Annotated in this window: 19 protein-coding genes; 17 read left to right on the top strand and 2 right to left on the bottom strand. The window is 60.6% G+C overall.

The annotated features are described in order from the left end of the window. The first annotated feature begins 110 nt into the window (after positions 1–110). The 10 genes from SLH47_RS12640 (at position 111) to SLH47_RS12595 (ending at position 9,433) form a co-directional block, all read left to right on the top strand. On the top strand, positions 111–1,805 hold the full coding sequence (locus SLH47_RS12640; protein WP_320239908.1) for a GspE/PulE family protein: 1,695 nt from the start codon (positions 111–113) through the stop codon (positions 1,803–1,805). 10 nt (positions 1,806–1,815) lie between these two features. Continuing rightward, positions 1,816–3,045, top strand: coding sequence for a type II secretion system F family protein (locus tag SLH47_RS12635; RefSeq protein WP_320239907.1), 1,230 nt, complete (start codon positions 1,816–1,818; stop codon positions 3,043–3,045). Then, complete coding sequence (gene gspG, locus SLH47_RS12630) at positions 3,029–3,466, top strand: type II secretion system major pseudopilin GspG (protein ID WP_320239906.1); 438 nt, start codon at positions 3,029–3,031, stop codon at positions 3,464–3,466. Before SLH47_RS12635 ends, gspG begins: the two co-directional genes overlap by 17 nt. After that, positions 3,453–3,878 carry a GspH/FimT family pseudopilin gene (locus SLH47_RS12625; protein WP_320239905.1) on the top strand — a complete coding sequence of 142 codons (426 nt, stop codon included), beginning with the start codon at positions 3,453–3,455 and terminating at the stop codon, positions 3,876–3,878. The genes gspG and SLH47_RS12625 overlap by 14 nt, the downstream gene beginning before the upstream one ends. Next, positions 3,875–4,273, top strand: a complete 399-nt coding sequence (locus SLH47_RS12620) for a type II secretion system protein (protein WP_320239904.1) — start codon at positions 3,875–3,877, stop codon at positions 4,271–4,273. Before SLH47_RS12625 ends, SLH47_RS12620 begins: the two co-directional genes overlap by 4 nt. Beyond that, positions 4,270–4,935, top strand: coding sequence for a hypothetical protein (locus tag SLH47_RS12615; protein ID WP_320239903.1), 666 nt, complete (start codon positions 4,270–4,272; stop codon positions 4,933–4,935). The genes SLH47_RS12620 and SLH47_RS12615 overlap by 4 nt, the downstream gene beginning before the upstream one ends. Then, the gene (locus SLH47_RS12610) at positions 4,920–5,771 is read left to right on the top strand and encodes a type II secretion system protein GspK (protein WP_320239902.1); all 852 of its coding nucleotides are present in this window, start codon (positions 4,920–4,922) and stop codon (positions 5,769–5,771) included. The genes SLH47_RS12615 and SLH47_RS12610 overlap by 16 nt, the downstream gene beginning before the upstream one ends. Continuing rightward, entirely contained in the window at positions 5,768–6,427 is a 660-nt protein-coding gene (locus SLH47_RS12605) for a prepilin peptidase (protein WP_320239901.1), read from the top strand. The genes SLH47_RS12610 and SLH47_RS12605 overlap by 4 nt, the downstream gene beginning before the upstream one ends. Positions 6,428–6,510: 83 nt before the next feature. Beyond that, positions 6,511–8,865 (top strand): type II secretion system secretin GspD, encoded by a 2,355-nt coding sequence (gene gspD, locus SLH47_RS12600; protein ID WP_320239900.1) that lies wholly within the window; start codon positions 6,511–6,513, stop codon positions 8,863–8,865. 103 nt (positions 8,866–8,968) lie between these two features. After that, positions 8,969–9,433: a copper chaperone PCu(A)C gene (locus tag SLH47_RS12595; protein WP_320239899.1), complete on the top strand. Its 465-nt coding sequence runs from the start codon at positions 8,969–8,971 to the stop codon at positions 9,431–9,433. On the opposite strand, the gene ppsR is transcribed toward SLH47_RS12595, so the two are convergent. After that, on the bottom strand, positions 9,427–10,857 hold the full coding sequence (gene ppsR / locus SLH47_RS12590; protein WP_320239898.1) for a transcriptional regulator PpsR: 1,431 nt from the start codon (positions 10,855–10,857) through the stop codon (positions 9,427–9,429). The genes SLH47_RS12595 and ppsR overlap by 7 nt on opposite strands. A 35-nt stretch (positions 10,858–10,892) precedes the next feature. Continuing rightward, complete coding sequence (locus SLH47_RS12585) at positions 10,893–11,696, bottom strand: cobalamin B12-binding domain-containing protein (RefSeq protein WP_320239897.1); 804 nt, start codon at positions 11,694–11,696, stop codon at positions 10,893–10,895. Positions 11,697–11,962: 266 nt separating this feature from the next. Between SLH47_RS12585 and bchF the strand changes: the two genes are divergently transcribed. The 7 genes from bchF to SLH47_RS12550 all read left to right on the top strand — a co-directional run bounded on the left by bchF (position 11,963) and on the right by SLH47_RS12550 (position 21,985). Next, positions 11,963–12,475, top strand: a complete 513-nt coding sequence (gene bchF, locus SLH47_RS12580; protein WP_320239896.1) for a 2-vinyl bacteriochlorophyllide hydratase — start codon at positions 11,963–11,965, stop codon at positions 12,473–12,475. Continuing rightward, positions 12,472–13,755, top strand: a complete 1,284-nt coding sequence (locus SLH47_RS12575) for a ferredoxin:protochlorophyllide reductase (ATP-dependent) subunit N (protein WP_320239894.1) — start codon at positions 12,472–12,474, stop codon at positions 13,753–13,755. The genes bchF and SLH47_RS12575 overlap by 4 nt, the downstream gene beginning before the upstream one ends. Positions 13,756–13,834: 79 nt before the next feature. Continuing rightward, the gene (bchB, locus tag SLH47_RS12570; protein ID WP_320239893.1) at positions 13,835–15,358 is read left to right on the top strand and encodes a ferredoxin:protochlorophyllide reductase (ATP-dependent) subunit B; all 1,524 of its coding nucleotides are present in this window, start codon (positions 13,835–13,837) and stop codon (positions 15,356–15,358) included. After that, complete coding sequence (locus tag SLH47_RS12565; RefSeq protein ID WP_320239892.1) at positions 15,348–18,890, top strand: magnesium chelatase subunit H; 3,543 nt, start codon at positions 15,348–15,350, stop codon at positions 18,888–18,890. Before bchB ends, SLH47_RS12565 begins: the two co-directional genes overlap by 11 nt. 79 nt (positions 18,891–18,969) lie before the next feature. After that, entirely contained in the window at positions 18,970–19,866 is an 897-nt protein-coding gene (bchL, locus tag SLH47_RS12560) for a ferredoxin:protochlorophyllide reductase (ATP-dependent) iron-sulfur ATP-binding protein (protein WP_320239890.1), read from the top strand. Next, on the top strand, positions 19,866–20,558 hold the full coding sequence (gene bchM, locus SLH47_RS12555) for a magnesium protoporphyrin IX methyltransferase (RefSeq protein ID WP_320239889.1): 693 nt from the start codon (positions 19,866–19,868) through the stop codon (positions 20,556–20,558). The genes bchL and bchM overlap by 1 nt, the downstream gene beginning before the upstream one ends. Further along, the gene (locus SLH47_RS12550; RefSeq protein WP_320239888.1) at positions 20,555–21,985 is read left to right on the top strand and encodes a PucC family protein; all 1,431 of its coding nucleotides are present in this window, start codon (positions 20,555–20,557) and stop codon (positions 21,983–21,985) included. Before bchM ends, SLH47_RS12550 begins: the two co-directional genes overlap by 4 nt. The last annotated feature ends 17 nt before the right edge of the window (positions 21,986–22,002 follow it).

Genomic DNA, 22,002 nt, shown 5'->3' with positions numbered 1-22,002 from the left:
GAGGCAGAGGGCGTGGTTTTGTGCCTCAATTGCGATAAAGTCTAAATGCCCGGCCTGTTATTGAGGTGCGGACGAATCACACCGACGGCGGCAGAAAGAGACGGTCCTGGATGTTAGTGGATATGAATGCGCCCGAACGGCTGCCCGGTTTGCTAGTTGAAAATGGCCGACTGTCCAAAGCGGACCTTGCCAAGGTCACCGAAGCCGCGTCGGCGACCGGTCAACCTCTGCGCGCAGTACTCGACCGGCTTGGGTTGATCCCGCAAAAGGAATGGGCCCGCACCTGCGCCGACCACCTTGGGCTGCCCCTCGTCAGTATCGATGATATTCCCGAACGGCTGCCGGAAGACCCGCGCCTTTCGTCAGACTACCTGACCCGCAACGCCATCGCCCCGATCGAGATTGATGCAGATCGGGCGTATTTCGCGGTCGCCGATCCATTTGATGGTGATGCTATCGCAGCGCTGGAGATGATCTTTGGATCCTCTCTTGCCCTTGCGGTTGCGACCGATCGCGATATCGAATTGGCGATGACCCGCAGCCAGGAGGCTGCAGCGGCTGCTGGCAGGGACACCATAGATATAGTGACAGCCCGGCACGGCGGCATCGACCTTGATACCGACAAGCTGACCGAACTTGCCAACAACGCCCCGACAGTCCGCTATCTTGACACCTTGTTTGATCAGGCGGTTGAGATGCGCGCGACGGACATTCACCTTGAGCCCACGGCCAACCTCGCCCGCGTGCGTTTGCGGGTCGATGGCGAACTGGTCGAGGTGCAGGCGCCCGACAAGTCTATATATGAAGGTGTGATCTCACGCCTGAAAATCCTCGCGGGCATGGATATCAGCGAACGCAGACGGCCGCAGGACGGCCGCATCCGCCAGCGTCTTGCCGGTCGCGACATTGATATGCGTGTCGCCAGCGCACCGATGATACATGGTGAGACGATTGTGCTGCGTCTTCTGGATAATCATGAAGGGCTGTCTCAACTTGCCGATCTGGCGCTGCCCGCACATGTCAGCAAACGGATCAAGGCCGCAATCAGTCAACCCAACGGCCTGATCCTCGTCACCGGCCCCACCGGCAGCGGCAAGACGACGACTCTGCACGCCGCGATGAACGCGCTCAACGAAACGCGCCGCAAGATCGTGACCATCGAAAACCCGGTTGAGATCCAGACACCGGGCCTGCAACAGATCGAGGTGAACGCGGAACTCGGCTGGACCTTTGCCGCAGCCTTGCGCACCGTGCTGCGTCACGACCCCGATGTGATCATGGTGGGTGAGATCCGCGATAGCGAAACAGCCGAACTGGCCGTGCGCGCGGCCATGACGGGGCACCTGGTGTTTTCGACCCTGCACACCAACACCGCGCGTGATGCGGCGACACGCCTTGTCGACTTGGGTGTCCCGGAATACCTGATCCGCTCGGTCGTGCGGTTGGTGGCAGCGCAACGATTGGTGCGTCGGGTCTGCCCCGTTTGTGCGCAGCCTGTTGATCTGTCCAAGCGCCCCAAGGTCAAGGACCTGTTCGCAAAGCTGGACAAACGGACCGGCAGCCAGACCGACCCCGCGACTTGGGCACTGAAAAAGTCGGTAGGCTGCGACGCCTGCAACCAGACCGGTTTTCAGGGGCGGATCGCGCTTTTTGAAGCCATGGAGCCGGATGAGGTTTTCGCCACCAAAGAGGCTGCGCAAGCACGCAAGCTGCAGACCATGGGGTCAGAGGCCGTGCGCCTTGTCGCCGAAGGGCAGACCACGATGGAAGAGGTCATGCGCATCCTCGGGGTCAAATATTTCTAGGTAACGCGGGATGGAGCAAGCACAAAAGTCATTTGCCTACGTGGCCCGCGATGCGTCGGGCGCACGGCAATCAGGCGTTGTATCCGCGCTTGATACAAAAGACGCAACGCGCGCGCTGCGGGCGCAGGGGCTGTTTCCGATCAGTCTGGATGCTGATGATGGCAGCGCCTCGCCACGCACGGCAAAGCGCCGGGCACGGGGTAAAGGGCAACTTACGGCAAGGCAAACGGGGGATTTTCTCGTCCGCTTGGCAAAACTGTCCAGCAGACAAATCCAGGCAGAGCGGGCGCTGGCCATCATCGGCGATGGCGGAGAGGATCCGATCTCGCAAGCCGCTATACGCATGCGCGATAATCTTCGCGAAGGCGCCCCGTTGTCACGTGCACTGGAAGAAAAGGCAGGCATTGACGATCCCGTCACATTGTCCCTGATCAAAGGCGCCGAAGTCTCAGGCGACATGGGTAGCGCACTGACAACATCGGCAGACATCATGCGGAACCGTCTGGAAATCCGGCGCCGCATCGTCACAGGCCTGACCTACCCCACTATACTACTTGTCGTGGCACTTCTGTCGCTTGGCCTGATCATGATCGCGATCATTCCACAATTCCGGCCCCTGATCGCAGATCGGATTGATCTGGTCCCCCTGATGGGTCGCGCCGTCTTTGCCGTCTCGGGCGTGCTGGCCGGTCTTTGGCCGATCATCGTCTCAGCACTTCTTGTCCTCATCGGCGGCACGATCATCGCGGCCCGACGTGGTGTGCTCGGCCCGATCATGACAAGCATCGGCAATCGTATCCCCGTGATCCGCCGCATGTTGTTGCGCAATCAGATGATGCTCTTGCTGCATGTGCTGGGCGCGCTCCTCAGCCGCGAAATCACGCTCAGCGGGGCGTTGCGCGTCGTATCCAAATCCACACCGCCCGGTCCCGTGCGGCAAGGCATCACCAAGGTGACGCAAGAGGTGGAAAACGGGGTTGCGCTCTCCACCGCGATGCGCAACGAAAAGCTGCTGCCGCGCGACGCGATTGAGATGATCCGCATCGGGGAAGAGGCGGGCGATCTGGGAACGATGATCAGCCGCACTTCTCTTGATATGCGTGAAGCGGCAGATCGTGATCTTGAACGGTTCCTGCTATTGTTCCAGCCCGCCCTGATTGTCATCGTCGGCCTTTTGATCGGAGTAAGCCTTTATGCCCTATTTTCAGCAATCGTGTCGGTCAATGCCATCACGTTTTAGGCGCAGATCGTCGCGCAGGCGTCCTGCCGCCGCTGGCTTTTCGCTGATCGAAATGCTGGTGGCCGTCGCAATTGTGGGCCTCTTGATCGGCGTGGTCGGTCCTGCGGCGATGCGCCAGCTCCAGTCATCGCGTGTCACAACAGCCGAGGCGCAGATCACGCAATTGCGCAGCGCGCTCGACATCTTCCTGATCGAAGTTGGCCGCTACCCGACCGAGCAAGAAGGGCTGAACGCGCTGATCAATGGTGCCGGCACGATCCCCGGCTGGAACGGACCCTATCTGCGCGATGGCAACCTGCCTGCTGACCCGTGGGGCGGCACCTTCCTCTACAGTCTCGATCAGGGTCAGGTGCGGATCACATCGCTGGGTGCAGATGGGCAACCGGGCGGCACGGGCGTGGATGCAGATGTGGAAGGCTAGGCGAAGGCCCACCCTCCAGACACGCGGCTTTGCCACGGTCGAGGTGTTGGTGGCCGTTGCCATCGTCGTGCTGATCGGCACGATTTCGGTCCTCGCGCTTGGCCGATCTGACCGCGCCAGCCTGCAGAATGATGTGGCCGAGATTGCACTGCTGCTCCAGCAGGCGCGGTTGCGTGCCGCCGAAACCGGGCAGCCCGTATTCGTTGAGTATTCTGAAACTGATCGGGTCGTACGGACCGAATTCACCGCACACGAATTGGACCGCGCCGTCGCCAGCCCCACCGAAAGCACACGGATCTCGATCCGCCCCTCGGGCGAGAATGAGGGGCTGAACCTCGTCCTTGTCGCGGGCGCACATGAACGGTCGGTCGAGCTTGACTGGCTGACCGGCCAGATCCGGCTGTCGCAATGATCCGGCGGCACGGGCAGCGCGGGTTCACGCTGGTAGAATCTCTGGTGGCGCTGGCGATCGCAACTCTCGCGATCAGCGGGTTCTATCAGGCGCTCTCCACCGGCCTGTTTATGGAGCGTCGCTCTGGCGTCCAGGCTGAACAGATGCTCGTCGCCACACAAGTCATGGACCGCATCGGCGCAGATGTGCCACTGCGCGCGGGCGCGCAAGATCGTGGGATCATCCGTGGTCTGGAATGGGAACTGACCATCACCGAGACCGGCACAGCGGATATGCGCATTGGAACGACGCGCCCGAACGAGATGTTCTTTGTCTATGTCACCGTGAACTCCGGGCTGGCTGACGGCACGCCGCTCGTCTTGCGCAGCCTGCGCTATCGCGAGACGCCGCTATGAAGACGCGCTGGGCCCGCAGACGACGTCACGGCCACGGCATCGCCCTGGCCGAGGCGCTGGTATCGCTGACGATTGCGGCCATGACCCTCGCGCTGCTGACAAGTGCGACATGGGGATTGCGCCAGACGGCAGCGGAGCCCCAGGTATTGCAGGAGGATGCCACAGATTGGCTAACCGCCCGCCGCGCCCTGCAATCCTGGGCGGCATCGGCGACGGTGACTTCTCAAGATCAGATCGAAGGTCGGTTTTTCGGCGATCCGCTACGCATGCGGCTCATCCTCGATGATGGCACCAGCCGCGACAGCCGTCCGATGATGGTTGGCCTTGATATAGTTGAGGAAGATGGCCTTTTCCGACTTATGGCGTCGCGGCATTTCGACATTCGCGATATCCGCATGGCCACCCAAGGCGCACGTGAAAGCACCGTGATCGTGAGCGATGATCCCCTGCGCCTTGTCTATCTGGTCCGTCCCGTCAATATCGGCGGTGCACCTGTCTGGACCTATGAGCCCCGCCCTGAACACGGTCTGCCATTGGCGATATCTGTGGAGCAATCAGCAGAGAGGATGATTGTCGCCCGGATGCCTGTGACCCTTAGCGGCTTCTGCGTCTCACGCAGGGGCCAGTTGGGATTGGGAGAGGTCGCATGCGACGTGCGCTAAGTTCTTTCCGTCGCCGCGCCCAGCGCGGCTTTGTCCTGATCACCGTGCTTTGGGTGGCCCTTGGCCTGTTGCTGGCTGCATCGAGTTACCTCGTGACGCAACGCCAGACAGCGCTCGCCACGCGAGCCGAGGTCGAAACGACCCGCGCTGTCGAACTGGCGCGTAGTGCGATCAACGTGGCTATGGCCGATCTGGGCCGCATCGGAGAAGAACAGACCCGCAGTCGTCGCGACGGGACACCAGTGACCATCACGATGGCGGAAGGGCAAGCCACCTATCGGATTTGGGACGAAGGCGGCAAGCTCGACATCAACGCCGCCCCGGTCGAACTATTGGGTCCCGTTCTGCAGCGATTGGGTGAAAGCAGCGGCATTGACGCGTTTGACGCGGTCACAATTGCGCAGGCGCTGGTGACCCAGCGGGCCGATGCCGGATCCCGCAACTTCAGCCGCCCGATCCCGCAGCTTTTGACCGATCTGGGCCTGCCGCAAAATGTCAGTCTGCGCGCGCGCCAGGTTCTGACGACATATAATGGTACACCGCAAGTGAACCCGGTCACCGCCTCACCGGCCTTGCTGGCGGCGATCCCGGGCCTCGGACCCAGCGATGTGGAGTGGATTGTGCAGCGCCGCAATGCGGGCCAATCCCTGCCGAGGCTGGGCACGGCATCCGTTTGGCTCGGCGGAACAGAAGGCCCTGTTTACACGATTGAGGCGCGCAGCACGCTGCAAAGCGGCGTCTCGGTCGACATGATCGCAACCGTCGCCGCGCAGGGGATCAGCTTTCGTGGGGGCATCATGCGGTACGACATTCTGGGCGTGGAAATCCTGCGTTGATCCCGGCTGACAGCATTGTTTTCCTGGCTCTGCTGCCGATCTGCATCCTGATAGGCGCCCTCATTCTTGGACCGCTTCCCATCGTGGCGCGCGGTTTGATCCGCAAGACATTGGGGCCGCAGAGAACGCACCGCTGGTTTCGGCCCGTATCCCTTGGCCTGGGCGCTGGCATGGTGCTGGCAGCCTTTTTGATGATGGCGATTGATCCAGCCCAAACCCGTCATCTCGTGCTGATCAGCCTTCTCGCCTTGCTGGCGGTGATCGATTGGCAATGGCGCTGGCTTCCAATCGAATGGACATTCGCCGTTATTGCGCTCGGCGTTCTGGATGGGCTGATCACCGCGTCGTTCGCCCAAACTGCGTTCCAGATGCTGGTGCCGAGCCTCACGATCCTCATGATCCGGCAGGTCCTCCAACTTCTATTGGGGCGCCCACCGCTGGGCTTGGGCGATATCTGGTTGATTGCCGGTCTCGGCGCGTTCTTGCCCGTCACGCTCAGCTTTCTGATGATCGGGCTTGCAGCGCTTTCGGGGTTGGCCGAACTTGCGGTCAGGCGGCTTCTGTCGGGAAATCGACAAAAATCCGCCGCCGTGTCCTATGGGACACACCTTTGCGTCGTTTTTGTGGTTTTGCGAAGTTTCCCGCAAATCAATTGAACTTAGACTGCTAAGGTGCGGTCAAAGATATAAAAAATGCGTACCCGGACACAAGATTTGGGGCGTGGGTAATGAGGCAGAGCATGAAGAAACTGATTGCAATTGCGGCCAGCGCCGCAGTTCTTAGCGCCTGTGACAACCTCCCACAGGTTGATCGGACCGATGACGGAACAGAACTGAACCGCTGGCAATTGGCCAATATTTTCGGCACCGGTGGGGACGGACAAGGCTTTCAGCGCCAGCAGGGCCGCGTGACTGGCGGCCAGCGTGTCGAAGCCGGACAAGGTACCATCTTCCCAGGACGCCAGCCCCTTTTGATCGACAGCGACTTTGTCGATGAAAATGGTGAGCGGACAGTGTCGCTCAACCTCGTGAATGTGGACATTGAATCCGCCGCTGCAGCGATCCTGGGTGAGCTTTTGCAGATCAATTACGTGATTGATCCCGGCGTGCAGGGCACGGTCAATATCCGCTCTTCCCAACCTGTGACCCGCACAACGGCGATTGAGGTATTCGAGCTTGCGCTGGAACAGAACAACGCCGTTCTTGTGCGCCGTGGCGATATCTTTGCCATCTCGCCGCTCTCGGCAGATCTGTCGATTGCGCCCTCGACTGCCCGTGACGTACTGCCCGGCTATACGCTCCGCGTGATCCCACTGCGCAATATCGGTGCGCAGGAAATGGCGGCAATCCTGCAGCCCTTTGCCGGGGACGGCATCGTAGGCATCGATGCACAGCGCAATATCCTTGTGCTGGCGGGCACATCGGTTGACCAGCAATCCTGGCAGGAGACAATTGATAGCTTCGATGTCGACTGGCTCGCCAACCGCTCAGTTGGGATTTTCCCAATCAACGGACGTTCGGCCCAATCCATCGTGAACGGGTTGGAGCGTGTGGTTGAGACCGATGAAGGGTTCCAGCCACTGGTCGTGTTCGAGGTGATCCCCGAAAACAACTCTATCCTTGCCGTCGCCAAAACGCCGCGCGCGCTTGAAAACGTGGCCGTCTGGATCAATCGCCTGACCCGCGATGGCGCCAATGATGCGCAGGTCTATTCCTATGACATGAAATATGCGCGAGCGACCACCATTGCCCCAACCCTGGCGCAAATCCTTGGCGTTTCGGTTGAGACTTCAACCGAAGAACCTGAGGTCATCGAAGCCAGTGCAGAGATGGCAAGCGGCGGTATTTTCAACAATCAGGGCACGCTCAACGCGACCCGTATCGTGGCGAGCGAGGCGACCAATACCCTGCTGATCCACGCCACACCGGAAGAATACGAACGTGTGCTGGGGATCCTGCACCGCCTGGACGTGCCGCAGCGACAGGTCCTGGTCGAGGCAACGATTGTCGAGGTCTCACTGACCGAGGACCTGCGCTACGGCGTCCAGTACTTCCTCGAAGAAGGCGGAGGAACATTGGGACTGACCAGTGGCGAGAACTTCGATATTTCGCCATCCGCACCCGGCTTTGCGGTGACGCTGGGCGGCAACCCGGCGAATGCCGTGATCGATGCGCTGGACGCGGTGACATCAATCAACGTGATCTCTTCGCCCAACCTGATGATCCTGAACAATGAATCTGCACGCCTTGTCGTGGGTGATCAGGTGCCGACGGCGGTGCGCACCGCTCAAGACGCCTCCAGCGCTGATGATCAGGTCTTTGTTTCCACCGTCGAATATCGCGACACGGGCGTGATCTTTGAAGTCACACCGCGCATCAACTCCTCAGGCTCGGTTCTCCTGAATATCGGGCAAGAGGTCAGCCTTGTGGGCGAAACCGATCCGGCGACGGGTAACCCGGTGATCTCGCAACGTCTGATCAACAGTTCCATCGCCGTAGATAGTGGTGAGACGGTGGTTCTGGGCGGTCTCTTCTCTGACCGGCGGACGCGCGGCAATGGTGGCATCCCGATCCTGAAGGATTTGCCGGTTGCCGGGAACCTCTTTGGCAATTCGTCGCGGAACCGTGCGCAGACCGAGCTTTTGGTTCTGATCACGCCGCGCATCGTCAACAACCGCATGGATGCGCGCCGCGTGACTGCCCAACTGCGTGACCGCTTACAATCCATCCAAACCAGCAGCCCGTCGATGAGCACGCAAGTGAATGTACCTTCGACCCGGACTCGCAATTCCGAGTTGATCAACAACAACGCGATTGTGGAACGCGCCGTTGCCGGTGCCACCCAGCTTGAAACGACAGCACCGCAAGCCAGCGGACGGCATCTGGCCGTGCTTGGGTCCTTCCGGTCTGCCGAGGGGGCGCAAAGCCATTGGAACACGCTTGTGAGCGAAAATGGCGCAGCCCTTGGTCGCTTCACACCCAGCTTCCGGCAATCAGGTGGGCTAACAATGGTCACGGTTGGTCCGATGTCCCGCGATGCGGCCAATCAGATTTGTATCGACGTGAAAACGGACTGCTTTACAGCAACGCAGTAACAAAACTACACCTCAAGGATCACTGTCGCGGCGATACCGCGCAGTGATCTTTGTGCGCGCGGCCGTCATGCTTGCCCGCGCGCGTCCAGGCATGAGGTGATCAATGCGCAAAATCCTGTCGATGCTTTTGATGCTGCAGCCTGCAGCGCTTTTCGCCCATGGCTATGGTTTCGGTGATCTGGTGGTCGCCCATCCAATCGTTTTTGAGACGCCGCAGACAGCACAAACCGGTGCTGGCTATCTGACGATTTTCAACAACGGTGCGACCGATGACGTCCTGATCGCGGTCAAGGCCGACTTTCCCCGCGTGACGCTGCACCAGACAATCATGCAGGGCGATATTGCCTCAATGGCCGATATTGACGGCATTCCCGTCCCGGCTCTGAAGGTGACCACGCTGGAACCCGGCGGTGCGCATGTGATGTTCATGGGACTTGCGGGCGATCCATTCGAAGTGGGTGAGGAGATCAAGGCGACACTGGTCTTTGCCGAGGCAGGCGAAATTGATGTGGTCTTTCGGGTCGAAGCCCGGTCAGATGATAAACCCGTCGATCACAGCAATCACTGATTGTCGTCTTCGCCATCCCGGCTGAGCAGATCGAACTTGCGCAGCTTGACGTAAAGCGACTGCCGCGACAGGCCGAGCATTTCCGCCGCCGCCACTCGGTTGTTCATCGTCAGTTCGACAGCCGTCTGGATGCACATCTTTTCGACGACATTTGTGGTTTCGGCCACAATGTCTTTCAATGTGGCACTTCCGACCAGTTCCACCACGGAACGCATGCTGTCATCACCGGTTGGATGTGCGGTCGAACGGCTCGCGTCGGCATGGTTGACGTCACGCAACACAAAAGCAAAGACCGAATGCGCGCCCGCCTCAACCTTTGTGATTGACACTTCGACCGCGCGCGGGCTGCCATATTCACCCGCGATCTTGGTTGAATAGATCCGCATGCGGCCCGACCGCGATGCGTTTTCGACCATCACTTTCAGATCAATGCTGCCGCGCTGCAGGTAATCTGACAGATTGCGCCCGCGCATATTGATATCATGGGCCACGTCGATCAGATCGAGGAAAGCGTCATTTGCCGCCAAGACCTCGCCACCTGCCGTTGCGAACACCATCGCCTCGGGCCCAACGTTGTAAAACGACTGCAGGTTATGCGCCAGATCATCCGCCGTCGCATGTGCGCTGTCGACCGGCAGAATGCGGCACAACAAGACGCGTTCGCCAGCGGCGCGGAAAAGCGTTGCTGCAATCTCAACCGATTGGCCAGAGGATTGAATCTGCGCCTCAGATTTTGAATTCTGGTCAGAGATCGCTTGCGTGGCCAGCTGATCAACCAGATCGCCGCGCCTGCGACCTTCGAAAAACTGCGAAAACGACGCGCCGATCAACCCCTCACGGCTTTCATCAAGCATCGCGGCAGCCACAGCATTCGCCTCGTTGATCTCACCTGTCTGGGTCGAGACAAAAACCACCGCCTCAGCCGTGTTTTCCATCAATACGCGAAACCGTGTGTCATATTCGCGTTGTGTTTCGTAATCACGCTCAAGCGCCAGTTGCGCTTTGACAAGCTGCTGCTGCATTTCGGCAACCGGTCGCAGATCACGCCCCAAGAGCAAGACAACGCCATCCGGACCAATCCGATGAAAGCTGTAGCGGACCGGAAATTCCCACCGCCCCGTTTCGTCCGTGTGGTTCAGTTCGATCGATGGCGGCGTCCCCGCCCCATCAAGGAATTCGCCCAGCCGTGCATCAAACTTCGACACGCTTTCAATGGTCAGCGCGCTGCGAATATCCTTTTGCTCAAGCTGTTTGAGAACCGCAAAGGCCTTGTTTTCCGGGCTGACAAGCACCGACAGCACGGTGCCATTTTCGGAAATCACAATACCCAGATCAGCGACTTCCGTAATGATGTCGCCCAGCATTTCCGGTGCGATAAGTGGAATGGCTCCGCTATCCCAGTATTTGGTTCCTCGCGATGTCATGTTGGGCGCACCAGATGTGGGCTCGTCACCATCACCTAGCTCCCGCGTATTCTTTGCGGTTCGCTTTGAATTGTCTTTGATAATCCGCAAAGCTCTAGTGCCTCGCTCGGTATTCTGGTGGCATAATCTGCGCCCGTTAGTGCCGTCACATTCTCTTTTGTTTCGACATCTAACAGGGAACCACCAATGACAATAGGCGGGGGTGTTACCGTCGAGTTCTTCACAACATTGACGATCCGTGAGAGCGTTTCAAGCTTTTCACTGGACGAAGCTGATATGAATACTCCCTGGAACTTAGACCGTTGCAAACGGGCGGCAAGTTCTTCGTTTCGCAAGCCCAGCGCGATGCGCACAGATATGCCTAAACGTCTGAGCTGACTGCCCAAAATCATTGCGCCAAGGGTGTGATAGACCTCTTGCGGAACAATCAAAAGGACCATTGGCGCATCAGGTTCACCGGCAATGTCACCCGACCAATCAAGACCAAGTTCACGCAGCAGTGATTGCAACCGCGACACGGCAATTGTGACATTCGCAAAGCCCAGATTATCCGCGCACCACAATTCACCAATGCGGCGCGCAACCTCGGGTATATAATGATCAACAATGTCTTCTGCTGAGAACCCGAGGTTCAGCGCATCTTGAACAACAATCCGGCAAGCCTCTCGTGCCTCGCTGACCGCGGCCTCTTCCAAACTCTCAAGCAAATCGTAATCAAGTGCGCCCGCATCGCTGTCTGCAACAACATGCTCACGACGCGGCGCACGCACCGCATCTTTACGCGTCGATGCCGCGTCAGGCGCCGGGGCGTCTATGCTTGGCTGGTCGGGCATCAGCATGTCCTTTGGCTGTTCTGGCGCAGCGATACGCCCTTCAGCATCGGTGATATTGTCCTTTGCGGGGCATGGAATGTCAAAGCAAATTGACAACTGGCTCTCACGTGTTTCACGACATCTCCTTAAATACCTATAATATCTGCATTTTATCTGTGATCGGGCGATGACGTTCTTAACAATACATGTACAGTGTTAAGTGTAAGTTAAAGTTGACACCTCTGCAGTTTGGGCCATAGTCTTGACACATATGGCCGTCAGGGAAACTTTACATGTCTGCGACAACGACCGACACAGAAGGTGCCGCTGCGCTTCCTGAACCGGGTGGCAGACGCCTGTATTCCGATGCCGAACGGGCCCGGCGGGACGCCACGAAATGGACCCTCGTGCAGGGAATTCTGGCTCCGCTCCAATTCGTCGTTTTCCTGATCTCGCTCGCGCTGGTCCTGCGCTATCTCTGGACCGGTGCGGGGTATGAGGCAGCGACGCTCTCGATCATCATCAAAACGGCCCTCTTGTTCACCATCATGATCACCGGCGCGATCTGGGAAAAAGTGGTCTTTGGCCAGTACCTTTTCGCGCCCGCCTTCTTCTGGGAAGACGCGTTCAGCTTCGGCGTTATCGCCTTGCATTCATTGTATATTTACGCGCTGCTCGCTGACGGGTTCACAGCCACGACACAGATGTATATCGCGCTCGCCGCCTATGCTGCCTACGTCGTGAATGCGGGCCAGTTCCTCTGGAAATTGCGGATGGCGCGCCTGGATGCGGAGAGCCGGGCATGAACGCGCCGCATCCCCCTGCTCAGGGCGGCTGCCGCGACGCCCCGATCCTCAAGGAACGTGGCCAGCGCGAGGTGTTCTGCGGCCTCACCGGCATCATCTGGCTCCACCGCAAAATGCAGGATGCGTTTTTCCTTGTCGTAGGATCACGCACCTGCGCGCATCTTCTGCAATCCGCCGCCGGCGTCATGATCTTCGCCGAACCACGATTCGGCACAGCGATCCTCGAAGAATCAGATCTGGCGGGCATGGCCGACGCCCATGAAGAGCTTGACCGCGAAGTCGCGCGCCTCCTGGAGCGTCGCCCTGACATCCGGCAGCTCTTCCTGGTTGGCTCCTGCCCGTCCGAGGTGATCAAGATCGATCTCGCCCGCGCCGCCGAACGGCTCAGCCAGGTGCATGCGCCCCATGTCCGGGTGCTGAACTATTCCGGTTCGGGGATCGAGACAACGTTCACCGAAGGTGAGGATGCCTGCCTCGCCTCCATGGTCCCCGTCCTGAAAGAGACAACCGCGCGCGAATTGCTGGTCGTCGGCGCCTTGCCGGACGTCGTCGAGGATCAGATGCTCAGCCTTCTGTCCGAGATGGGGATCGGCCCGATCCGCCTGCTGCCCGCCCGCCGGATTGATGAGACGACGGCGATTGGCCCCAACACCGTCTTCGCGCTCACTCAACCATTCCTCGGCGAAACCCATGCCGCCCTCACACGGCGCGGCGCGCGGCATCTGCCCGCCCCATTCCCCTTTGGCGACGAAGGTACAACTGCCTGGCTGCACGCCATCGCCACTGAATTCGGCGTCAGCGAAGAACAGTTTGAGGCCGTGACCGCCGCGCCGCGCGCCCGCGCCCGCAAGGCCATCACCCAAGCTGCCGAGACGCTTAGCGGCAAGTCCGTCTTCTTCTTCCCCGACAGCCAGCTTGAAATCCCGCTTGCCCGTTTCTTGACCCGCGAATGCGGCATGACCGCGATTGAGGTGGGCAGCCCATACGTGCACGACGCGCTGCACGGCCCCGACCTCGACCTGCTGCCCGCAGGCCCACAGATCGCCGAAGGACAGGACGTCGACAAACAACTCGACCGGGCCCGCGCCGCCAGGCCCGACCTTACAATCTGCGGTCTCGGCCTCGCCAATCCGCTAGAGGCTGAGGGTCTGACAACCAAATGGGCCATCGAACTCGTCTTCACGCCCGTGCATTTCTACGAACAGGCGGGCGACCTCGCCGGTCTCTTCTCGCGGCCCCTCCGCCGCAAATCGCTCCTTCAGCTGGAGGCCGCCGAATGATCCTATTTTGGCCAGAAATATCCTGCGGGGGTCTGGGGGTGCAAAACCCCCAGTCCGGCGCGGATCATCGGGTGTGCCCATGAAATTGACGGTGTGGACATATGAAGGCCCACCCCATGTCGGCGCGATGCGCGTCGCAACGGCGATGAAGGGCCTGCACTACGTCCTGCACGCCCCGCAGGGCGACACCTATGCCGACCTCCTTTTCACGATGATCGAACGCCGCGACCATCGCCCGCCGGTCAGCTACACCACCTTTCAAGCCCGCGACCTTGGTGCAGATACCGCGACGCTTTTCAAGGATGCCTGCCGCGATGCGGTCGCACGCTTCAACCCCGAAGCCATCATCGTCGGCGCTTCCTGCACGGCAGAGCTGATCCAGGACGACCCCGCCGGTCTGGCCGAGACGATGGGGATCGACATCCCCGTCATCCCACTGGAACTGCCCAGCTACAGCCGCAAGGAAAACTTCGGCGCGGATGAGACCTTCTACCAGATCGTCAAACATCTGGCGCGTCCCCAGGAGCGCACCGCGCGGGTGAGCTGCAACATCCTTGGGCCAACGGCCTTGGGTTTCCGCGCCCGCGATGACGTTGAAGAACTGACCGGCCTCTTGTCAGACGTGCGGATCAACGTAAATGTCGTCGCCCCGCTCAACGCAACACCCGGCGATATCGCGCGCCTGCCCGCTGCCCATTTCAATGTGCTGCTCTGCCCCGAGACGGGCGAGGCCGCAGCACGATGGCTCGAACGCAACCACGACCAGCCCTTCACCAAAACCGTCCCCATCGGTGTGGGTGCCACGCGCGATTTCATTACGGAAGTCATCGCCCTCTCCGGCACCCCCGGCAAACCCGACGAAAGCCGTCTGCGCCTGCCATGGTGGTCGCGCTCGGTCGACAGCACCTATCTGACCGGCAAACGCGTCTTCATCTTCGGCGATGGCACCCATGTCGCCGCCCATGCCCGCATTGCGCGGGACGAGATGGGGTTCGAGGTGGTAGGCCTCGGCTGCTACAACCGCGAAATGGCGCGCGGCATCCGGAGGCTAGCCAAGGACTACGGCGTCGAGGCCCTGATCACCGACGATTATCTTGAGGTCGAGGCCACCATTGAGCGCCTCAGCCCCGAAATGATCCTCGGCACCCAGATGGAGCGCCATATCGGCAAGCGGCTTGGCATTCCCTGCGCGGTCATCTCGGCACCAGTGCATGTGCAGGATTACCCCGCGCGCTACTCCCCGCAAGTCGGGTTCGAAGGCGCAAATGTCATCTTCGACACGCTGATCCACCCGCTCGTTATGGGGCTAGAGGAACACCTGCTCACCATGTTCCGCGACGATTTCGAATTCCACGACGAGGCGGGCCCCAGCCATCACGGTGGCAAAGCCAAAGCGAAGACGGCGGACACGCCGGATGAGCTTCCGCAGCCCAGCGATGACAATGTCATCTGGCTGTCTGACGCCGAAAAAGAGCTGAAGAAAATCCCCTTCTTCGTGCGCGGCAAAGCGCGCCGAAACACCGAGACCTTCGCGCTGGAAAAGGGGCTGCACGAAATCAGCCTGGACACGCTTTACGAGGCAAAGGCCCATTATGCGCGATGAGGTGATGCATAAACCTTACCGCGTGGTCATCGTCACGCTGGATGCCCATGCGGCCGGGCCGGCCCTGCGCGTCTCCGAACGCCTCGCACCGGACTTTCCGGGGCTTGAGGTGCAGGTGCTATCCTCCGCCGAATGGGGCGAATGCCCAGATGCGCTCGCGGCAGCCAAAACGGCCATTGCAGAGGGCGATATCATCATCACCAACCTCCTGTTCCTTGAGGAGCATATCCGCGCGATCCTGCCCGCCCTTCAGGCAAGGCGCGACGGCTGCGATGCCATGATTGGCATGATCGCCGATGGTGAGATCGTCAAACTCACGCGCATGGGCGACCTCGACATGGCCAAACCGGCCAGCGGCGCGATGGCGCTTTTGAAAAAGCTGCGCGGCTCATCCAAACCATCCGGCGATAGCGGTGCCAAGCAAATGAAAACCCTGCGCCGCCTGCCCAAGATCCTCAAACTGATCCCCGGCAAGGCGCAGGATCTGCGGGCATGGTTCCTGTCGATGCAATACTGGCTGGGCGGATCGGACGACAATGTCGAACAGATGATCCGCTTCCTCATTGGCCGCTACGCCACCCGCCCAGACTGGCAGGGAGCCAAGGCTAATCTGCCCATCGAATACCCTGATGTCGGCCTCTATCACCCCGACCTGCCGGGCCATCACATCGTCACCGAGCTGACCGATCTTCCAGCCCCGGCCAAGCCTGTCGCGACCGTCGGCCTCCTGATGCTGCGCTCCTATATCCTCGCCTCGGATTGCGCCCATTACGACGCGGTGATCCGGGCGTTCGAGGCGCGTGGCATGCGCGTCATCCCCGCCTTTGCCGGCGGCCTCGACGGGCGTCCGGCGATTGAGACCTATTTCCAGGGCCGCGTCGATGCGATGGTCTCGCTCACCGGCTTCTCACTGATCGGTGGCCCGGCCTATAACGACAGCGATGCGGCCGTTGATGTGCTGCAAAACCTCGACGTGCCTTACATCGCGGCCCAACCGCTGGAATTCCAGACGCTCGGCCAATGGGCAAATAGCGGCCAAGGCCTCGGCCCCATCGAAACGACCATGCTTGTGGCCCTGCCCGAGATTGACGGGGCCACAAACCCCACCGTTTTTGCTGGTCGCCACGGGCCAGATGGCTGCAACGGCTGCAACAATGGCTGCGGCGCGCAATCCGATTGCAAGGCTATGGCGCCCTGCCACGAACGCATCACAAGCCTTGCCGAAAAGACACTGCGCCTCGCCAAATTGCGTCGGAAGCAAAACGCCGAGAAGAAGGTCGGTGTGGTTCTCTTCGGTTTCCCGCCCAATGCAGGGGCCGTGGGCACTGCCGCCTACCTGAGCGTGTTCGAAAGCCTGCATAACACGCTGAAACAGATGCAGGCCGACGGATACACCGTCGATATCCCCGAAACAGTAGACGAATTGCGCGCCGCCATCCTGCAAGGCAATGCCGCGCAATACGGCCAGCAGGCCAATGTCGTGGCCCATGTGGATGCAGACACAATCGTGCGGAACACACCGCCACTTGCCGCTATCGAATCCGTCTGGGGTCCGGCCCCCGGCAAGCACCAGTCGGATGGGAGGGGCGTCTATGTGCTGGGCCAGCATTTCGGCAATGTCTTCGTCGGCGTCCAGCCCGCCTTCGGCTATGAAGGCGACCCGATGCGTCTGCTTTTTGAGAAAGGCTTCGCGCCGACCCACGCCTTCGTCACTTTCTATCTCTGGCTGCGGAACACCTTCTCTGCCGATGTGATCCTGCATTTCGGCATGCACGGTGCGCTGGAATTCATGCCCGGCAAACAGGCGGGTCTTGGCGCGCGCGATTGGCCGGACCGGCTGATCGGCGAGATGCCGAATGTATATCTTTACGCGGCTAACAACCCGTCCGAGGCGACGCTGGCCAAGCGCCGGTCGAACGCTGTGACGGTCACGCACCTCACACCGCCGCTCACGACGGCGGGTCTCTACAAGGGGCTGGCGGAGCTAAAAGACAGCCTGACCCGCTGGCGCGAAATGGGTGCGGATGACGATCAGCGGGCGGATCTGGAGCAACTGATCCGCGATCAGGCGAATGCGGTCGACATGAATGCCCGCGATATCGACGCGCTCTGGCTGAAGCTCGCCGAGACCGAAGGGGCGCTGATCACCGAAGGGCTGCATGTGGTGGGTGAGCCGCTGTCGCGCGCCGCCCAAGCCGACATGATGCGGCTGATGCCGGAAGGTGAGGCGCGTGATCAGGCTCAGGAACTCCTGCGCGAGGATCATGAACTGCCTGCGCTGATGCGCGCCTTGTCCGGGCACTATATCCCGCCGGTGCCGGGTGGCGATCTGATCCGCTCGCCGGAAATCGTGCCGACAGGCCGCAACATCCATGCGTTTGACCCGTTCCGCATGCCGACGGCCTTTGCTATTGCAGAAGGCGCCAAGCAGGCCGATCTGCTGCTGAAAACCCATGCCAAGCTGCCGCGCACCGTGGCGCTGGTGCTGTGGGGGTCGGACAATATCAAATCCGACGGTGGCCCGATTGGGCAAGCGCTGGCGCTGATGGGTGCCAAACCGCGGTTTGACAATTTCGGGCGTCTGTCTGGCGCTGACCTGATCCCGTTGAAAAAGCTTGGCCGTCCCCGGATCGATGTGGTGATGACCCTCTCCGGCATCTTCCGCGATCTCCTGCCCTTGCAGACCCGCATGCTAGCGGAGGCTGCCTTGAAATGTGCCGAGGCCGATGAGCCGCTGGACCAGAATTACATCCGCGCCCATGCGCTCGCCTATGCAGACGAGATGGGCTGCGATCTTGAGACTGCGGCCTTGCGCGTCTTCTCAAATGCCGAGGGCGCTTATGGCTCCAATGTGAACCAGTTGGTCGACAGTTCGGCCTTCGGCGATGAGGATGAGTTGGCCGATGCCTATGAGGCGCGCAAAAGCTTTGCCTACGGGGTGAACGGCCATGCCGCGCAGAACCCAGCGCTGCTGCAGAAGGCTTTGAAAGACGTCGATCTGGCCTATCAAAACCTTGAATCAGTCGAACTTGGCGTCACCACCGTTGACCATTACTTCGACACGTTGGGTGGCATTTCCCGCGCGGTAAAGCGGGCCAAGGGGTCCGCCGCGCCGGTCTATATCGGTGACCAGACGCGCGGGTCTGCGAAGGTGCGGACCCTGCAGGATCAAGTAGCGCTCGAGACGCGCAGCCGGTCGCTCAACCCGAAATTCTACGAAGCATTGCTGAACCACGGCCATGAAGGCGTGCGCCAGATCGAGGCGCAAGTGACCAATACGCTGGGTTGGTCCGCGACGACAGGCGAGGTGGAGCCCTGGGTCTATCAGCGCCTGTCCGAGACCTTCGTGCTGGATGACGCGATGCGCGAACGGCTGGCGGCTTTGAACCCGCAAGCCTCGATGCGGATGGCGAACCGACTCTTGGAGGCGTCGGATCGTGAGTATTGGTCGCCGGATGAGGCGACTTTGGAGGCGCTGCAGGATGCGGCGGATGCGTTGGAGGACGCGATGGAGGGAGTGGCTGCGGAATGAGGATGTCGTGCGCCGCTCGCGCCTTTCGCGCGTCGCCCCACCCACCATCCCGTGTGCTTGGAATTGATAGGAGGACCTTATGAGTCCGAAGGATAATGTGCCTGATCTCAAGGGGTTGGATGGTGAGGGATCGGTCCAGGTTCACCAGCCGGAGGATGCGCGGATTGAGGGCGCGAAGGTGTTTTCTGTCTATGGCAAGGGCGGGATCGGAAAATCGACCACCTCCTCTAACCTATCAGCGGCGTTTTCAATGCTGGGCAAACGGGTGCTACAGATCGGGTGTGATCCGAAGCATGACTCGACTTTTACCCTGACTGGCAGCCTTGTTCCGACGGTGATCGACATCCTGAAGGAGGTCGATTTCCATGCAGAGGAGTTGCGGCCCGAGGACTTCATCTTTGAAGGCTTTAACGGGGTCAAATGTGTGGAGGCTGGCGGGCCACCTGCGGGCACCGGTTGTGGGGGGTATGTCGTTGGCCAGACGGTGAAATTGCTGAAGCAGCATCACCTGCTGGAAGACACGGATGTCGTGATTTTCGACGTACTTGGGGATGTGGTTTGCGGTGGTTTTGCCGCGCCTTTGCAGCATGCTGATCGGGCGCTGATTGTCACGGCGAATGACTTTGACAGCATCTATGCAATGAACCGGATCATAGCGGCGGTTCAGGCAAAATCGAACAACTACAAGGTGCGGCTTGCGGGCTGTGTGGCGAACAGAAGCCGCGAGACGGATGAGGTGGATCGATATTGCGAGACTGTGGGGTTCAACCGCATCGCGCATATGCCGGATCTAGATGCGATCAGGCGTAGTCGTTTGAAAAAGAAGACACTTTTCGAGATGCCGGATGATGAGGAGATCGTCGCGGTCCGCAAGGAGTATATCCGGCTGGCCGAGACGCTTTGGAATGGGACGGAGCCATTGGCACCGGCCCCGCTGCCGGATCGTGAGATCTTTGAACTGCTTGGGTTTGATTAATGACGGATTACGCCTCCACACGTGACCGGGTTGAACACTATTTCGACCGCACCGCGACCAAGGTTTGGGAGCGGTTGACGTCCGACGCGCCTGTTTCGGGCGTGCGGGCGACGGTGCGTGCAGGGCGGGACCGGATGCGTGAGCTGATGCTGGCGCAATTGCCGGATGATCTGCAGGGTGCGCGCATTCTGGATGCCGGTTGCGGCACTGGTGCGATGGCCGTGGAACTGGCCCAGCGCGGGGCGGATGTGGTGGCCGTTGATATCTCGCCTGCCTTGGTGGAGATCGCGGAAGAGCGGATGCCTGAGAACCTGGCCGGCAGCATCTCGTGGGTGGCGGGCGATATGTTGGAGGCGACGGACGGTGCGTTTGACCACGCGCTCGCCATGGATTCGCTGATCTATTACAGCGCGCCGGATATCGCGACGCTTTTGGCCGGCGCGGCAAAGCGGGTGAGCGGCAAGTTTGTCTTTACCCTGCCACCGCGGACGCCCGCGCTGATGGCGATGTGGCGCGTGGGCAAGCTCTTCCCCCGTGCGGATCGCAGCCCGGTGATGGTGCCGCACACGACGGCGGGGATCGCGAAGGCGCTGCGCGATGTAGGCCATGGCGGTAGCTTGACAGAAATCGAGCGGATCAAGTCAGGCTTCTACATCTCAACCGCGCATGTGTTTGAGGGAGGCTTGGCATGATCTTCCGCGCCTCCGCCCTTAAGAAAGTCTCGACCACGCTGTTGCCGTTCAGCGACGCGGTCAGTGATGATCTGCCGCTGGGCCAACTGCTGCGCCTGTCGCTGTTCCAGGTGTCGGTGGGGATGGCGGCGGTGATGCTGCTGGGCACGCTGAACCGGGTGATGATTGTGGAGCTTGGTATCGGCGCGATGCTGGTGGCGGCGATGATCGCGATTCCGGTTCTGGTGGCCCCTTTCCGGGCACTGGTGGGGTTCAAGTCTGACAATTACAAGTCGGCGATTGGCTGGAAGCGCATTCCGTATCTGTGGTTCGGCACGATGTGGCAGTTTGGCGGTCTGGCGATCATGCCGATGGCGCTGCTGGTTCTGTCGGGCGATCGCACGATTGACTGGCCATGGGCGGGGTATGTGGGTGCGGCGCTGGCGTTTCTGATGACCGGGATCGGCATGCATATGACCCAGACGGCGGGCCTCGCGCTCGCCGCGGATCGGGCGACCGAAGAGACGCGGCCAAAGGTCGTCGCGCTCCTTTATGTGATGCACCTGATTGGGATGGCCGTTGCGGCGATCATTATCGGGGCGCTCTTGCGTGATTATTCGGCGCTGCGTCTGGTGCAGGTCATCCAAGGGACCGCCGTTGTAACATTGCTTTTGAACCTTGTCGCGCTCTGGCGGCAGGAAAAGGTCCGGCCGATGTCAAAGGCCGAGCGTGCGGCGGCCAGCCCCACTTTCCGCGATGCCTGGCGCGATCTGGCGGATGGCGGCGATGCAGGTCGGCTGCTCGCCGTCGTGTTCCTCGGCACAATGGCGTTCAACATGCAGGATGTGCTGCTGGAGCCTTATGGGGGTGAAATCCTTGGCCTGTCGGTCTCGGCCACAACGCTGCTTACGGCCATGTGGGCTGGTGGCGCGCTTGTCGGCTTTGGCATCGCCGCGCGCTGGCTCGCCCAGGGGGTCGACCCCTACCGGATGTGCGCGCGCGGTATCCTGACCGGTGTTGCGGCCTTCTGCGCCGTCATCTTTTCGGCCCCCATGGGCTCACCGCTCCTGTTCTACATCGGGGCAGCCCTCATTGGCTTCGGCGGCGGGCTCTTCGGGGTCTCCACCCTCACAGCCGCCATGACCATGCCGACGCTGGGTGCCGCCGGACGTGGCCTCGCGCTGGGCGCATGGGGTGCCGCGCAAGCGACAGGCGCGGGCCTGTCCATCTTTATCGGGGGCACGATCCGTGACCTTGTGAACCACGCCGCTGGGAACGGCATCTTGGGAGAGGCGCTCGCCACGCCTGCCACCGGCTATTCGGTCGTCTACCACACCGAAATTGGCCTTCTTTTCATCACATTGGTCGTCCTTGGCCCGCTTGTGCGGGTCATGGCCGTGCCAAACAGGGCCTCCGGCAAGCTGGGATTGCCGGATTTCCCGACCTAACCACCGAAAGGAAAAAG

The organism is Cognatiyoonia sp. IB215182 (genome assembly GCF_033963905.1).
In the GTDB taxonomy this organism is placed as follows: domain Bacteria; phylum Pseudomonadota; class Alphaproteobacteria; order Rhodobacterales; family Rhodobacteraceae; genus Yoonia.
Note: the sequence above shows the minus strand (reverse complement) of the source record. Positions and strands in the feature narration are given on the sequence as shown.